The organism is Mycetocola sp. 2940 (assembly GCF_040548835.1).
Lineage (GTDB): Bacteria > Actinomycetota > Actinomycetes > Actinomycetales > Microbacteriaceae > Mycetocola_A.
In genome coordinates this window covers 1-14859 of sequence record NZ_JBEPSK010000003.1, presented here as the reverse complement: position 1 = coordinate 14859, position 14859 = coordinate 1, and the positions used below count along the sequence as shown (strand labels likewise).

Annotated in this window: 13 protein-coding genes and 2 tRNA genes; 12 read left to right on the top strand and 3 right to left on the bottom strand. The window is 67.3% G+C overall.

The window, feature by feature from the left end; all coding sequences use genetic code 11:
* The first annotated feature begins 96 nt into the window (after nt 1-96).
* Together ABIE24_RS04835 and ABIE24_RS04830 are read left to right on the top strand one after the other, a co-directional pair.
* On the top strand, nt 97-1044 hold the full coding sequence (locus tag ABIE24_RS04835) for an amidase domain-containing protein (RefSeq protein ID WP_354497354.1): 948 nt from the start codon (nt 97-99) through the stop codon (nt 1042-1044).
* A gap of 36 nt (nt 1045-1080) precedes the next feature.
* Nucleotides 1081-1755, top strand: a complete 675-nt coding sequence (locus ABIE24_RS04830; RefSeq protein WP_354497352.1) for an SGNH/GDSL hydrolase family protein — start codon at nt 1081-1083, stop codon at nt 1753-1755.
* Between the two features lie 93 nt (nt 1756-1848).
* Here the strand turns inward: ABIE24_RS04830 and pgm are convergent, their stop codons facing one another.
* Together pgm and ABIE24_RS04820 are read right to left on the bottom strand one after the other, a co-directional pair.
* The gene (gene pgm, locus ABIE24_RS04825) at nt 1849-3468 is read right to left on the bottom strand and encodes a phosphoglucomutase (alpha-D-glucose-1,6-bisphosphate-dependent) (protein WP_354497351.1); all 1620 of its coding nucleotides are present in this window, start codon (nt 3466-3468) and stop codon (nt 1849-1851) included.
* A gap of 41 nt (nt 3469-3509) precedes the next feature.
* On the bottom strand, nt 3510-4832 hold the full coding sequence (locus tag ABIE24_RS04820; protein WP_354497349.1) for an alpha/beta hydrolase: 1323 nt from the start codon (nt 4830-4832) through the stop codon (nt 3510-3512).
* Between the two features lie 172 nt (nt 4833-5004).
* On the opposite strand from ABIE24_RS04820, the gene pheA reads away from it, so the two are divergent.
* From pheA to gdhA, 4 genes are all read left to right on the top strand, one after another.
* Nucleotides 5005-5955, top strand: a complete 951-nt coding sequence (gene pheA / locus ABIE24_RS04815; protein WP_354497348.1) for a prephenate dehydratase — start codon at nt 5005-5007, stop codon at nt 5953-5955.
* Nucleotides 5956-6015: 60 nt separating this feature from the next.
* A complete protein-coding gene (locus ABIE24_RS04810) occupies nt 6016-6591 on the top strand; it encodes a hypothetical protein (RefSeq protein ID WP_354497347.1) in 576 nt (191 codons plus the stop codon).
* On the top strand, nt 6588-7055 hold the full coding sequence (locus tag ABIE24_RS04805; RefSeq protein ID WP_354497345.1) for a hypothetical protein: 468 nt from the start codon (nt 6588-6590) through the stop codon (nt 7053-7055). Before ABIE24_RS04810 ends, ABIE24_RS04805 begins: the two co-directional genes overlap by 4 nt.
* A gap of 165 nt (nt 7056-7220) precedes the next feature.
* Nucleotides 7221-8561, top strand: a complete 1341-nt coding sequence (gene gdhA / locus ABIE24_RS04800) for an NADP-specific glutamate dehydrogenase (RefSeq protein WP_354497343.1) — start codon at nt 7221-7223, stop codon at nt 8559-8561.
* Between the two features lie 143 nt (nt 8562-8704).
* Here the strand turns inward: gdhA and ABIE24_RS04795 are convergent, their stop codons facing one another.
* On the bottom strand, nt 8705-9676 hold the full coding sequence (locus ABIE24_RS04795; protein WP_354497341.1) for a diacylglycerol/lipid kinase family protein: 972 nt from the start codon (nt 9674-9676) through the stop codon (nt 8705-8707).
* Nucleotides 9677-9713: 37 nt separating this feature from the next.
* Here ABIE24_RS04795 and serS point away from each other — a divergent pair, with 37 nt between their 5' ends.
* The 6 genes from serS to ABIE24_RS04765 all read left to right on the top strand — a co-directional run bounded on the left by serS (nt 9714) and on the right by ABIE24_RS04765 (nt 14764).
* Nucleotides 9714-10979, top strand: coding sequence for a serine--tRNA ligase (gene serS / locus ABIE24_RS04790; protein WP_354497339.1), 1266 nt, complete (start codon nt 9714-9716; stop codon nt 10977-10979).
* The gene (locus ABIE24_RS04785; RefSeq protein WP_354497337.1) at nt 10976-11776 is read left to right on the top strand and encodes an HAD family hydrolase; all 801 of its coding nucleotides are present in this window, start codon (nt 10976-10978) and stop codon (nt 11774-11776) included. Before serS ends, ABIE24_RS04785 begins: the two co-directional genes overlap by 4 nt.
* 99 nt (nt 11777-11875) lie before the next feature.
* Nucleotides 11876-11963: transfer RNA gene (locus ABIE24_RS04780), tRNA-Ser, on the top strand.
* A gap of 42 nt (nt 11964-12005) precedes the next feature.
* On the top strand, nt 12006-13289 hold the full coding sequence (locus ABIE24_RS04775) for an LCP family protein (protein WP_354497335.1): 1284 nt from the start codon (nt 12006-12008) through the stop codon (nt 13287-13289).
* Nucleotides 13290-13341: 52 nt separating this feature from the next.
* A complete protein-coding gene (locus ABIE24_RS04770; protein ID WP_354497333.1) occupies nt 13342-14601 on the top strand; it encodes an LCP family protein in 1260 nt (419 codons plus the stop codon).
* Between the two features lie 71 nt (nt 14602-14672).
* Nucleotides 14673-14764, top strand: a tRNA-Ser gene (locus ABIE24_RS04765).
* Nucleotides 14765-14859: the final 95 nt, after the last annotated feature.

Sequence of the window (14859 nt, the reverse complement as noted above, 5' to 3'; positions counted from 1 at the left end):
GACTCGCGGCCGGGCGGGTTTCCGCCGCGTCATCAGGATCCGTTCACATCCGTCGCCTACCATGGAGATTCACCGCAGTTTTTCGAAGGATGTACCGTGCCGAGTAGCGCCCGCAGACCAGTCAGCCCCCGGGTCCGCCGTCGGCGCATGACAGCGGCGGTTCTCCTGGCGAGCTCGGCTCTTCTGTGGGCCGGATGCTCCGCGGCGCCCGCCCCGGCGCCGACAGCGGACGCACGGCCGCAGCCGAGCAGCACCTCCACGCCCGCCGAGGTCGCCGAGGCCCCCGCAGTGACCGCCGTGTCGCCGGCATCCGGATCGGTCTCCGGCGGCACCACGCTCACCCTGACCGGCACCGGGCTCGCGGATGTCACGGACGTCACCATCGGCGGTGTCCCCGCCACGGACGTGACCGTCGCCGAAGACGGCTCGGTCACCGCGGTCGCACCTGCCGCCCTGCACTACCAGCCGGCGGCTGCCGCCATCGTCGTCGCCAGCGGGAGCGAGACGGTGCCGCAACCGACGCCGCTGAACTTCGCCTACGCGGTGGAAACCGGCGTGGACGCGCAGATGCAGTACGCGCTGAAGCACTGGAAGGATTACAACTCGGCCCAGTGGGGCAACCTGAACCCGGTCGGCGGCGACTGCGCCAACTTCGTCAGCCAGACCCTGATCCAGCGCGGCTGGGCACAGAACGACACCTGGTTCAACCGGAACGCCGCCGCCACGATCTCCGACTGGAGCCCGGAGTGGGGTTACGTGCCTGCGATGGAGAAGTGGCTCGCGAGCGACGCAAGCCTCGGCCTGACCAGGCTCACCCTCGACCAGCGCGACCAGGTGAAGGTGGGCGACATCGGCATGTTCGACTGGAACCTGAACAACACCCCTGACCACGTGATGCTCGTGTCGAGTGTGAAGGTCGTCGACGGCGTCACGAAGATTGCCTTCGTGAGCCACAACCTCGATGGCGACTACCGCGACCTCGACAACGTCCTCAACGTCGAGCACCCGGGCGGAACCGCCTGGTTCTGGAGCATCCCCGCATAAGGCGCTTCGGCGCCCTTCCCGACCGGAGAAATCCCGATGGCGGCATCCACAGCACACCGGTCTTTGATCGCTGTCGCGCTCGCGACCGTCGCCCTCGCCGGGTGTTCCGCGGCCGTGCCCGACAGCGGCCTGGGAGCATCCCGGGACCCCGGACAACCGGTCGCTGCTTTCTATGGCGACTCGTACACGCGCGGCACCGGGGTGAGCGACCCGGAGTTTCGGTGGTCGACGCAGCTCTCGAAAGACCGGGGCTGGGCTGAAGTGAACCCGAGCGTCGACGGGCTCGGCTTCGTTAACAACCGCAGTCTGCTCCCGGACGACCTGGTGGAGCTCATCGTCGCCGAGGATCCCGACATCGTGCTCGTCACCATGGGCCTCAACGACAACTTCTCGATGCCGGGCGAAGCCGAAGCGATCGAGTCGGCGATCCGCGACGACCTGGACACCTTCGCCGATGAGCTTCCCGATGCCCGCCTCGTCGTCGTCGAGCCGTTCTGGTACACCGACGAGCGGCCGGCGTCCGTCGACACGATCATCGGCTGGGTGTCGGATGCCGCGGCGGACGTCGGCGCGGACTACATCCCGGGTGCGTCACGCTGGCTCGAGGGACACCCCGAGTGGATGGCCCCGGACGGCATCCACCCCAACGACGCCGGGCACACCGAAATCGCGGAGCGGATGGACGCCGAGCTCACGAAGCTGGGGCTGTAGCCCGCCGTTCGACAGGGCAAATCGCCCGTCGTGGACGCTCAGCAGGAGGATCTGTCGATTTCGGGAGCGTCAGTCCGGTCGAAGCTCTGCGAGCTACCCGCCGAGCGCCGCATCCACGATCAGCTTCGCCTCGGCCTGCACCTGCTTGAGGTGCTCCGGCCCCTTGAACGACTCAGCGTAGATCTTGTAGACGTCCTCGGTGCCGCTCGGCCGGGCCGCGAACCAGGCGTTCTCGGTGACGACCTTCACGCCGCCCACGGCCGCTCCGTTGCCCGGCGCCTTGCTGAGCTTCGCGACGATCGGGTCGCCGGCCAGCTCGGTGGCCGGAATGGCGGCACCGTCGAGCTTGCCGAGCGCCGCCTTCTGCGCCGGAGTCGCCGCAGCGTCGACGCGTTCGTAGACCGGGTCGCCGAACTTCTCGGTCAGCTCCCGGTACAGCTGCGACGGCGTCTTGCCGGTCACGGCGAGGATCTCAGCGGCGAGCAGGCAGAGCAGGATGCCGTCCTTGTCGGTGGTCCAGACCGTGCCGTCCTTGCGCAGGAAGCTCGCCCCTGCGCTCTCCTCGCCGCCGAAGCCGACCGAGCCGTCGACGAGCCCCGGCACGAACCACTTGAACCCCACGGGGACCTCGTCGAGCCGCCGGTCGAGCGACTCGGCCACCTTGTCGATGATCGAACTGGAGACGAGCGTCTTGCCGATCGCAGCATCCGCCCCCCAGCCTGACCGGTTGCGGTACAGGTAGTCGATCGCCACGGCGAGGAAGTGGTTGGGGTTCATCAGCCCGCCGTCCGGCGTGACGATGCCGTGCCGGTCGGCGTCGGCGTCGTTGCCGGTGAGGATGTCGTAGTCGTCCTTGTGCGCGAGAACGGATGCCATCGCCGAGGGCGACGACGGATCCATGCGGATCTTGCCGTCCCAGTCGAGCGTCATGAACCGCCAGGTGGGGTCGGTGAGCGGGTTCACCACGGTGAGGTTCAGGTCGTACCGCTCGGCGATCGCCTGCCAGTAGTGGACGCTCGCCCCGCCGAGCGGGTCGGCGCCGATCCGGATGCCCGACCGCTGAATGGCATCCATGTCGATGATGGAGCCGAGGTCCTCGACATATTTGCTGCGGAAGTCATACGTCTCGACCGCGCTCGGTTCTGCCATCTTCACGTCGAGAAGGCCGGCTTCGATGATCTCGTTGGCCCGGTTCGCGATCCAGCTCGTCGCGTCGCTGTCGGCGGGACCACCGTGCGGCGGGTTGTACTTGAAGCCGCCGTCCGCCGGCGGGTTGTGGCTCGGCGTGACGACGATGCCGTCGGCCTGCTCTTCAGCGCCCGAGTTGTTCCAGGTGAGGATGGCGTGGCTCAGCGCCGGGGTGGGGACGTAGTCGTCGTACTCGTCGACGAGCACCCGCACGTCGTTGCCGACGAGCACCTTGAGGGCGGTGGTCTGGGCGGGATGGCTGAGCGCGTGGGTGTCTGACCCGATGAACAGGGGACCGGTGATGCCCTGGTCGGCCCGGTATTCGACGATCGCCTGCGTCGTCGCGGCGATGTGGTGTTCGTTGAATGCGGTGTTGAGGGAGGAGCCGCGATGGCCGGAGGTGCCGAACACCACTCGTTGCTCGGGGATCGACACGTCGGGCTTCAAAGCGAAATACGCCTCGAGGAGGGCCGGGACGTCGATCAGGTCGGACTCAGCTGCTGGGGTTCCTGCGCGGTCAGTCATGCCCCCATTGTGGCATCAAGCTCCGCGACTTCGTCAGGGAATTACCCCGCGGCCGAGGCCAGGATCGTGGAGTCCGTCGATGGAGCCGGGGCGACGGGGGTGATGTCGTACGGCTGGCCGGTTACGATCTTGCGGATGCCGTACAGGCTCTCGGTTCCGTCGCCCAGGTACTTCTCCTGATCGGTTTCGTCATCGGCGCCGACGACGTCGTGGGCGCGGACCGCGGCGAGGATGGTTCCGTCGGCGAGGGTGGTTCCGTTGCTGCTGAACAGGCGGGCGCCCCACTCGATCGACGCCGGATTGGCTCGTCCCGACCAGAACTGGCCTTTGGCGGCGATGTCGTCGGCTGTCGCCTCTGACGCGAAAACGCGGTCGGACGGGACGTGGAGGTCGTCGAGGCTGATCGACGGAGGGACACCGGCCGAGCCGATCATCACGAACGAGTCGACCGAGTACTCGGCGTCGGCCAGCGCGATGGCTGCGGTCGTCGAACCGTAGGAGTGCGCGAGCACGGTCAGTTCCGACTGCAGGCCGACAGCGGTGCGATACGCGTCGTAGCCGCCGAGGGCCGCACTGAGCAGCACGGCGCCCGCTTCCGCGCGAGCCGTCGACACCGTCTCGACCGGCCCGGGGCTTTCGTACCCGAGCCACAGCACCGCGGCGCTGTCGGCCGAGGCCTGCTGGATGCGCGTGACGCCCCGCAGGAGGTCTTCGGCCTGGAGCACGTTGCTGTTCATGCCGGGCACGAAGTAGGTCGCGTACAGGGCTGAGTCAAGGTTCCCGACGGCGATCGCGGCGAGCGGCGGCCCGTCGACCGAGGGGTCGAGGCTGAGCAGGTAGCGGTCTTTCGACGGTGCGTCCGTGAACAGCGCGAGCAGGACCTCGACGGCCTCGACGCGAGCGGATGCCTCGGCGGCCGTCAACGCGGACGACCCGCGCGACGACGGCGAGCGAAGCTCCGAGAGCGCCAGTTGCTCGGCGGCCAGGGCTTCTTCCTTCACCGTGGTCAGGCGCCGGATGTTTGCGTCGTCGCGGTCGGTGTACCGGGCGCCTTCGAGGTTGCCGACGACATCCGGCCGTTGCTCGATGAGCTCGCTGACGAAGTGCTGGGGCAGGTCCCGCCACAGTGCCGCCACCTGCGCGGGAGGAAGGGTGGTGAGCCTGTCGGCGGCGGCGGACGCGCGTCCGGCGTATTGCGCAGCGAATCCGGGGCCGGTCGAGGCCACCGGCTCCGCGGCGACGACCGGCACGGGCGAGTCGTTCGTGGCCCTGGGATCGGGCACGAGGCCGAACGCGGCGACGCCGATGGCGAGTGCGGTTGCTGCCCCTCCGAAGGCATGCCAAACCGGGGAAACACGGTGCAACACCGTCCCCCTGGCTACCCCCCAGAATCCCACCGAGTTCCACCCTCAGTCCCACGACGCCCGAATGTCGCTCCCACCAGCGAAGACACAAGTGGGCAGACTCTAATTACTCTACTGGTCGGGGGCCCCCGGGCACACTCCCCTTTCGGGTCGGACCAGTAGGCTCACAACCATGGCAGAATCCCGCCCCCCACTCCGTACCTACAGCTACCTGGGCCCCCGCGGCACCTTCACCGAGGCCGCCCTCGCCCAGGTGCCTGAGGCGGTCGGCCAGAACTGGCGGTCGGTCAACAATGTGGGTGAGGCGCTCGACGACGTGATCGAGGGACGCAGCGATGCGGCCGTCATCGCCATCGAGAACTCGATCGAAGGCGGGGTCTCCGTCGCCCAGGACGCCCTGGCCACGATGCCGGGCCTCCGGATCATCGGTGAATACCTCGTGCCGGTGAATTTCGTGCTCGTCGCGCGCCGAGGTACCGCCCTCGCCGACGTCAAAGTGATCAACGCCCACCCTGTCGCATACGCGCAGTGCCACCTGTGGGTCGATGCCACCCTGCCCGAGCATGGGCACATCCCCGCCACCAGCAACGTGGCCGCGGCATCCGCACTTCTCGAGAACGACCTTGCGGATGCCGCGATCGCGCCGCCCGGGATCGTCGGCCACTACGACCTCGACGTGCTCGCCGAGAACATCGGCGACAACCCGAACGCGGTCACGCGCTTTCTTCTGGTCAGCAAGACAACCGAGTTGCCCGAGCCGACGGGCGCCGACAAGACCAGCCTCATCGCCGAACTGCCGGTGGATCGCCCGGGTGCTCTGCTCGAGCTGCTCGAGCAATTCTCCACCCGTGGGGTCAACATGAGCCTGATCGAGTCGCGTCCCATCGGCGACGAACTCGGCCGATACCGCTTCATCATCGACGCCGACGGGCACATCCGGGACGAACGGGTCGCCGATGCCCTGCTCGGCGTGCGCCGGTTCAGCCCTGGCGTGATGTTCCTCGGGTCGTATCCGCGGGCGGACAAGGCGTCGATCACGTTCGACCCGAAGTACTCCGATGATGTGTTCGCCGACGCGCGCGACTGGTTGCGCGGATTGATCACGGGCGAACCCGGCGCCTGAGCACTCGCCGTGACCCGCACGGTTCGCTAGGCTCCAGACATATCGGCGAAGGAGCATCGGATGGACGGCGCAGGTTTCGACCCTCGCTACAGCCCCGAATTCCAGCGCGGATTCGATCCAGCCGCCGACGATGCGGACGAGAGCCCCGTCTCGGCGGAGACCGGGCCGGTCGAGCGCGTCCCCGTTCCGCCCACCGTGCGGCGCATCCCTCCCGCGCCCGCTGCGCGGGACTCTGCTGAGGCCGGTGCGGTGTTGTCCGGACCGGAGTTCGAGGAGTCGACCGCCGGGACGTCCGGGGAACCGGAGTTGCCGGCGTCGCCCTGGCGGAACCCGTATCTCGTCGCTCTCACGGTCGCCGGGATCGCGCTCGTCGTCGTCGGAATCGGTGCCTTCCGCTGGGCGGTGAGCCAGACCTATGGTGGCCAAATGTTCGGGGACGGAGTGTCAGACGAAGAGATGCAGGAGGCGATGATCGCCTCGCAGCTGGCGTGGGGGCTGGCGCCCCTGCTGACCCTGGCCGGAGTGCTGACGCTGCTGGGCGAGCTCTTCTTCGTTGCGCACCGGTGGCGTCCCCGCCGCGCGCTGGACGAGGACGAGTTCGAGAGCAGTGAAGGCGAGAGCCTGGCGGGCCGATGATGGCTTCCGTTCGCCGCCGGGGCATCGCCGGCCTGGCTGCTGCCCTGGGCGTCCTCCTCCTCGTCTCCGGCGTCGTCGCCGCCGCCGTCGACGCCCAGTTGCGCAGCGACGCGGCCACGGCCGCCGTCACGCTGACGCCGGAGGAACGCCGGATTCTTGAGCGTGCGGGCATGGTCGAGTCAGTCGTCGATGACGCCGGCTTCATCCGCCGGGTGCTGATCCTGCAGAGCCTGTCGACGGGGGTGGAGGTTCCTGACCGCGCCTATCAGATTCGCGAAGAGGAGGACGGGAACGTGTCGATGTCATGGCGAGGCATCGAGGGGCCCCTGCTCGGCTCGCCGGGGGGAGCGTGGCAGTGGTTGCCGACCGGCGTCCTCACCTTCGCCGGACTGGCCCTGATCATCGGCTCACTCTTTCTGGCAGCGGCCCGCTGGAACAACCGGCATCCACTTGCCGGAAATTGACGGATGCCGCCTCGCAAGTCAGACTGTCCGGGGCCTCACCAGGGCCTTTCTGCGCGCCATGCCCCCGATGAATCCGTGAAATCGGGTGCCCCGCGTTCCCTGCGTTCAGCGTCGTTCGCTTGTTTTCACGCTCCCCCAGAAAGATCTCCAGTGCCCTCACCATCCATGCCTTCCGCGTTCGTCACCTCCGTCTATCAGGCCGCTGTCCAGCGGAACCCCGGAGAGCCGGAGTTCCACCAGGCCATGCACGAAGTGCTCGAGTCGATCGAACCGGCGCTCGCCGAGCACCCGGAGTACGGCGAAGCAGGGATCCTCGAGCGGCTGGTTGAGCCTGAGCGCCAGATCATGTTCCGGGTGCCGTGGACCGACGACAACAACCGGGTGCAGGTCAACCGTGGGTTCCGGGTGCAGTTCAACTCGGCGCTCGGTCCGTACAAGGGCGGCCTGCGCTTCCACCCGACGGTGAACCTGTCGATCATGAAGTTCCTCGGCTTCGAGCAGATCTTCAAGAACGCGCTCACCGCCCAGGGCATCGGCGGCGCCAAAGGCGGCAGCGACTTCGACCCGCACGGCAAGAGCGAGGCAGAGATCATGCGCTTCTGCCAGAGCTTCATGAACGAGCTCGGCCGGCACCTCGGCGAGCACACCGACGTTCCGGCAGGCGACATCGGGGTCGGCGCGCGCGAGATCGGGTACCTCTTCGGCCAGTACCGCAAGATCACCAACCGCCACGAGTCGGGCATGTTCACCGGCAAGGGGACCGGCTGGGGCGGCGCCGAGGTCCGGACCGAGGCGACCGGGTACGGCGCTGTCTTCTTCACCGAGGAGATGCTGGCGACAAAGGGTTCGTCGATCGACGGCAAGACCGCCATCGTCTCGGGCTCCGGGAACGTCGCCACGTACGCCATCGAGAAGGTTCAGCAGCTCGGCGGGCGTGCCATCACGGCATCCGATTCGTCCGGGTACATCGTCGATGAAAAGGGTGTCGACCTCGAGCTGCTCAAGCAGGTGAAGGGGGTCGAGCGGTTGCGGATCTCGGAGTACGCCGAGCGGCGTGCCTCCGCCCGTTTCATCTCCGGCGGCAGTGTCTGGGATGTTCCCGGCCAGATCGCCCTGCCGAGCGCGACGCAGAACGAGCTCACGCTGGCCGACGCCAAGGCGCTCATCGGCAACGGCGTCCAGGCCGTCGCGGAGGGCGCGAACATGCCGTGCTTCCCGGATGCGGTCCACGCGTTCCAGCAGTCGGGCGTGCTCTTCGGGCCGGGTAAGGCGGCGAACGCCGGTGGTGTCGCCACGAGCGCCCTCGAGATGAGCCAGAACGCCTCGCGTCAGCGCTGGACCTTCAGCGACAGCGAGGACCGCCTGCACAAGATCATGCGCGGCGTGCATGCCGCCGCGCATGAGGCCGCCGACAAGTACGGCCGCCCCGGCGACTATGTCGTCGGCGCGAACACGGCCGCGTTCGTCAAGGTCGCGGACGCGATGCTCGCCCAGGGCGTCATCTAGGTTCCTCGTCACGGGCGTGCGCGGGCACGTTCGTATGCCACCGCACGGTCAACAGGATCCGGGTCCACAACGGGGCCGATTCTTCCTGTTTACGGTGCGAACGGCGCGATTGTTCCTGTTGAGCGTGCGGGATGTGAGCGCCGCTACCGGACGCGCACGGCGAGCGCGCCGGCATCCGCCGAGAAACGCACAGCCGAGATCACGCCGAACCCGTCGCCGTCGAGTTCCACGTCGCGGGGTTTGTCGAGCGACACGGTGATGCCGCTCGAGCGCAGGTAGGTGATCGTCGACGCGTTGCCCGACGTCACCCGGATGATCTGCCGCCCGATGCTCGACCGCCGCAGAAACCCGTTCTCCCAGCGCAGCTTGCGCCAGATGTCGATCCAGCCCAGCGTTCCCTTCGGCTGCAGCACCGCGACGTCGAGCAGGCCGTCGTCGACGACGGCATCCGGCATCATCTCGAGCCCGCCGGTGAGGGTGCCGCAATTGCCGAACAGGATCGTCGACACGTGGGCGGTGTGGACGGGCTTGTCGTCGAGCTGGTACTGGATGCGGAACGGACCCGCATTCGGAATCACCCGGATGCCGGCGTCGACGTACGCGAGCCAGCCCACGGTCTTCTTGAGGGTCTCGTTCGTGTTCGCCATGATGTCTGCGTCGATGCCCATCCCGGCCATGACGAGGAACCCGTGCTCTTCGATCGTGCCGTCGACCCGGCTGAGCGTGGCGATGCCGAGGTCGATGTTCCGTGTGCGCCCGGTGAACGCGATCGCGATGGCGTCGGGCACATTACCCACAGGGAGGTAGAGGTTGCGCGCCAGGAGATTCGCTGTTCCCAGGGGGAGGAGCGCGAGGGCCGCGCCCGAATCCCGGATGCCCTCGGCGACAGACCGGACTGTCCCGTCGCCCCCCGCCGCGAAGACCATCGACGCCCCGGCGCGCACCGCCCTGCGGGTCAGTTCCTTTCCCGGGTCGGCCATCGTCGTCTCGTACCAGAGCGTCTCGCCCCAGCCGGCGTCTGCCGCTGCGGGCTCGATGAGGGCGCGCAGCGTTGCGGCGGTGACGCGGGTGGGGTTGTACACGACCGCCGCGCGCTTCGGGCCGGGCTCAGTCATACCTGCAACCGTACCGTGCGCAGTTAGACTTGCAGGCGTGATTGATCCAGTGCTCCTCCGCGAAAATCCAGACCTCATCAGGCGTTCGCAGGAGGCCCGGCGATCGCCCGTCGACCTCGTCGACCAGGCCCTCGACGCCGATCGCGTGCGTCGTGCCGCGATCACGTCGTTCGAGGAGCTCCGCGCCGAGCAAAACGCCTTCGGCAAGCGCGTCGCCAAAGCGTCCAAAGAGGAGAAGCCCGCCCTGCTGGCCGAGGTCAAGGGCCTCTCCGAGCAGGTCAAGCGGGCCCACCAGCAGGTGACGGATGCCGAGACCCGCTTCACCGAGATCGCCGGCGCCATCCAGAACCCCATCCTCGACGGTGTGCCTGCCGGCGGCGAAGACGACTTCATCACCCTCCGTGAGGTGGGCGAGAAGCCCGCCTTCGACTTCGAGGCGAAGGACCACCTCGAGCTCGGCGAACTGCTCGGCGCGATCGACATGCAGCGCGGCACGAAGGTGTCCGGCGCCCGGTTCTACTACCTGCGCGGCATCGGCGCCCGCCTCGAGCTCGCGATCATGAACATGGCGCTCGACCGTGCCCTCACCGAGGGGTTCATCCCGCTGATCACGCCGACCCTCGTGAAGCCCGAGATCATGGCTGGGACCGGGTTCCTCGGCGCCCACGCTGATGAGGTGTACTACCTCCCCGCCGATGACCTCTACCTCACCGGCACGAGCGAGGTGGCGCTCGCCGGCTACCACGCCGACGAGATCATCGACGTGGCGGATGCCCCCATCCGGTATGCCGGATGGTCCACCTGTTACCGCCGCGAAGCAGGCTCCTACGGCCGCGACACCCGCGGGATCATCCGCGTGCACCAGTTCAACAAGCTCGAGATGTTCGTGTACACAACACCGGAAGAGGCCGAAGCCGAGCACCTCCGCCTGCTCGGCTGGCAGGAGGGCATGCTGCAGGCGCTCGGCCTGAGCTACCGCGTCATCGACACCGCCGCCGGCGACCTGGGCTCGAGTGCGGCCCGCAAGTACGACGTCGAGGCGTGGGTTCCCACGCAGGACGCCTACCGCGAGCTCACCTCCACCTCCAACTGCACGACGTACCAGGCGCGGCGCCTCAACATCCGGTACCGCGCGGGCGACGACAGCAAGACGACACCGGTCGCCACCCTCAACGGCACCCTCGCCACCACGCGGTGGCTCGTCGCCCTGCTCGAAACCCACCAGCAGGCCGACGGTTCGGTCGTGATCCCCGAAGCGTTGCGCCCGTACCTCGGCGGGCTCGAGGTCGTGTCGCCCCTGTGACCCACACCGGACTTCTCGTCGCCCTCGACGTCGACGGGACCCTGCTGAACGAAGACGGCACGATGTCGGATGCCGTGATCGACGCCGCGCAGACGGCATCCGTTCGCGGTCACCACCTCATGCTCGCAACCGGGCGCAGCTGGGAGACCACCGACCACGTCCTCGAGCAGCTCGGCATCGCTCCCGAATACGTCGTCTGCGCGAACGGGGCGCTCATCATGCGGCGTGATGAGGCGGAGCCCACCGGCTACCGCAGGCACCTGATCGAGACGTTCAACCCGCGGGAGGTGCTGACGAAGATCCGGTCGCACCTTGCCGACGGCCGGTACATGGTCGAGTATCCGAGCGGTTACCGCCGCTACACCGAGGGCATGACCGACTGGAATCTCGAGAACGCCGAAGAGGTCGAGTTCGAGCACCTCCTCTCCGAACCGGTCACCCGCGTCGTCGTCGTCTCGCCCGAACACGACGAGCTCGACTTTCTCGACGTCGTCGAGAAGATGGGCCTGCACTCCGTCACCTACGCCATCGGCTGGACCGCGTGGCTCGACATCGCCCCACTCGGTGTCAACAAGTCGACCGCCCTGGAGCGTGTTCGCAAGTGGCTCGACATTCCGGCCGACCGGGTCGTGGCCGTCGGAGACGGGCGCAACGACATCGAAATGTTCGAATGGGCCGGGCGAAGCGGCCGGGCCGTCGCGATGGGGCAGGCCCCCGACGAAGTGAAAGCGGCAGCGACCGAGGTCACCGGAAGCATCGAGGACGACGGCCTCGTGGCGGTCCTTCACTCGCTCTGACCCGGGCGTACAGGCTGCTGTCAGGCGTTCCTGTCACTCTGGAAGAGCCCTCATCGGCTACAATCGAGCGTTGCCTGCTGTTCGTAGAACGGCGTGCATGGAGGGCTGTCCGAGCGGCCGATGGAGCCAGTCTTGAAAACTGGTGGGCAGAAATGTCTCGTGGGTTCGAATCCCACGCCCTCCGCCATCTCTTTACCTCTTCACCTGCCTGCCGCGAAAGGAACGTTGCGTGAGCGAACCCGTCCGCCGCCCCCGGCGATCCTCGCCGACCGCCAGGCACGGAAGGCTTCGCACCTCGACGACGGCAGGAGCGATCGCGAGATTCATCTCCGCGGTCCTCGCCGTGGTTCTGGTCAGCGGATCCGCGATCGCCGCGTACGCCGTGTGGGACATCACGTCGAGCGTCGCCCCGTCGGTCTCCCTCGCGAACGAAACACCCGGTGCCGCGGTGCCGAACATCGACGCCATCGAAGGTGGCGTCAACCTGCTTCTCGTGGGGAGCGACAGCCGACAGGGCCAGGATGCCGTTTTCGGTGACGTCGAGAAAGAAACAGCCAAGCTCAACGACGTCACGATGCTCCTGCACATCTCTGAGGACCACACGTCGGCGACGGTCGTCAGTTTTCCCCGTGACATGTTCGTGGCGATCCCGTCCTGCCCGAAAGAAGACGGCGGCACCTACGACGCCATGGCGGCGCAGAAGATCAACACGACGCTCTCCTTCGGTGGCCTGGCCTGCACGGTGCTGACCGTAGAGAAACTCACCGGACTGAAGATTCCGTTCGCGGCTGAAGTGCAGTTCAACGGGGTCATCGAACTGTCGAACGCCGTCGGCGGCGTCGACGTCTGTGTCGCGGAGCCGATCGACGACGATTACACCCAGACCTACCTCGACGCGGGTACCCACACGCTTCAGGGCATGGCCGCGCTGCAGTTCCTCCGCACCCGCCATGGCGTCGGCGACGGCAGCGACCTCGGGCGCATCAGCAACCAGCAGGTGTTCCTCTCGTCACTCGTGCGCACGCTGAAGAGCGGCGAGACGCTGACCGACCCAGCCAAGCTCTTCGGCATCGCCAAGGCGGCGGCGAGCAACATGACGCTGTCGACGAGCCTGTCGAACGTCAACACGATGGTGTCGATCGCCCTGGCGCTCAAGGACATTCCGCTCGAGCAGGTTGTCTTCGCCCAGTACCCGACCGAGTACGGCGACATCAACGGCTACGAGGGCGTCCTCCCCCTCAAGACTCCCGCGGCTGAGCTGTTCGAAGCACTCGCCGACGATGAACCGCTGTCGCTCAGCGGTGAGACCGGACCCGGATCCGTCCTCGACCCGAACGCTCCAGTCGAAGCGACCCCCGCGCCGGAGGAGACCGTTCCCCCGACCACCGAGGCGAGCCCCGCGCCGGATGGAACAGGTACTCCGACGCCGGAAGCCACCCCAGGTGTCGTCCTCGACTCATCCGTCCAGGGCCAGACCGCCGGGGATTACACCTGCTCGAAGGGCAACGACTAACGTCCCTCCCTGGGGGGATTCCGCTTCTCGCCCAGCGCCCTAGAGTTGCTCTGTGAAAAGCTCGAGGCCAGCGCAGCGTGCCATGCACCATGGCCGCCAGCCGCGCCACGGCGCGATCGCCACGCTGCTTCGTGGACTCGCGATCGCACTGGCCGTCGTGCTCGTGAGCGGAGCATCCGTTGCCACGTGGGTGGTCTGGGACCTGGCCTCGAACGTCACGTCGAACGCGGTCGACATCAGCCGACCCGACGACACCAGCACTCCCGTGCCGGACGTGCCCGACATCGACGCGTTGGAGGGCGGATTCAACCTCCTCGTCGTCGGAGCGGACAACGACGAGAGCCAGGACAAGAACGCCTACGGAACCCGCGACGTCACGCTCAACGACGTCAACATGCTTCTGCATGTGGCCGAGGATCACTCCTCGGCGGTCGTGGTCAGCTTTCCCCGCGACCTCATCGTCCCGCACCCGCCGTGCACCGACCCTGAAACCGGCGAGCCCCACAACGCCCTGCTGGCCCAGCCGCTCAACACCGCGCTCCAGCGCGGTGGCCTGGCCTGCGTGGTCGCGACGATATCCGACTTGACCGGCCTCGACATCGAGTACGCCGCACAGATGTCGTTCGAGTCCGTCGTGCGCATGACGGATGCCGTCGGCGGCGTTCCCGTCTGCCTCACCGCCCCGATCGACGACCCCTTCTCTGCCCTCGACCTGCCCGCAGGAACCAGCGTGATCTCAGGCCAGACCGCACTCGCGTTCCTGCGAACCCGCCACGGTGTCGGCGACGGAAGCGACCTGTCGCGGATCGCCAGCCAGCAGCAGTACATCTCATCGCTGGTGAGGACGATCAAGAGCAACGACACGCTCACGGATGTGACCAAGCTCTACTCACTCGCGCAGGTCGCCGCGAAGCACGTGCGGCTGTCGACGTCGCTGACGAGCCTGACGCGCATGGTCGCGATGGCGCGCACGCTGCAGACCATCGACCTCGACAAACTCAACCTGGTTCAGTACCCCGTCGTGGACGATCCGACCAACCCGAATCGTGTCGTCCCGCTCGCGGGACTGGCCGAGGAGTTGTTCGACCGTATCGCCGCGGACGTGCCGTTTCTGCCCGATCCCACTGTGAACCGCTTCGGCGTCGATGCGGTCCCGGGTACGCCGACCCCGACGACTCCGCCACCAGCGACTGCACCCACCACGCCACCGGCCACCCCTGGCGCGACCCCGCAGCCGACGCCGACGACGGATGTGATCGAAGGCCTCCAGGGGCAGACGGCCCTGGATCAGACCTGTTCCGTCGCGAACTGATGTGCTCAATTCGGTCGTTGGCGGTTTGCCGGTTATGATTAAGCCCGTGCGCTCGCTCGTCGGTCGCTCATGGAGACGTCGCATAGTTCGGCCTAGTGCACCACCCTGCTAAGGTGGAGTCCTCGTAAGGGGACCGCGGGTTCAAATCCCGCCGTCTCCGCCATGTGATGTGTCGGGACATCGTTGACAAATGTGTCGAGACATTCTTGAAAACCCTCTCCTTCGGGAGGGGGTTTTCGTCATTTCTTGGCTTGATAG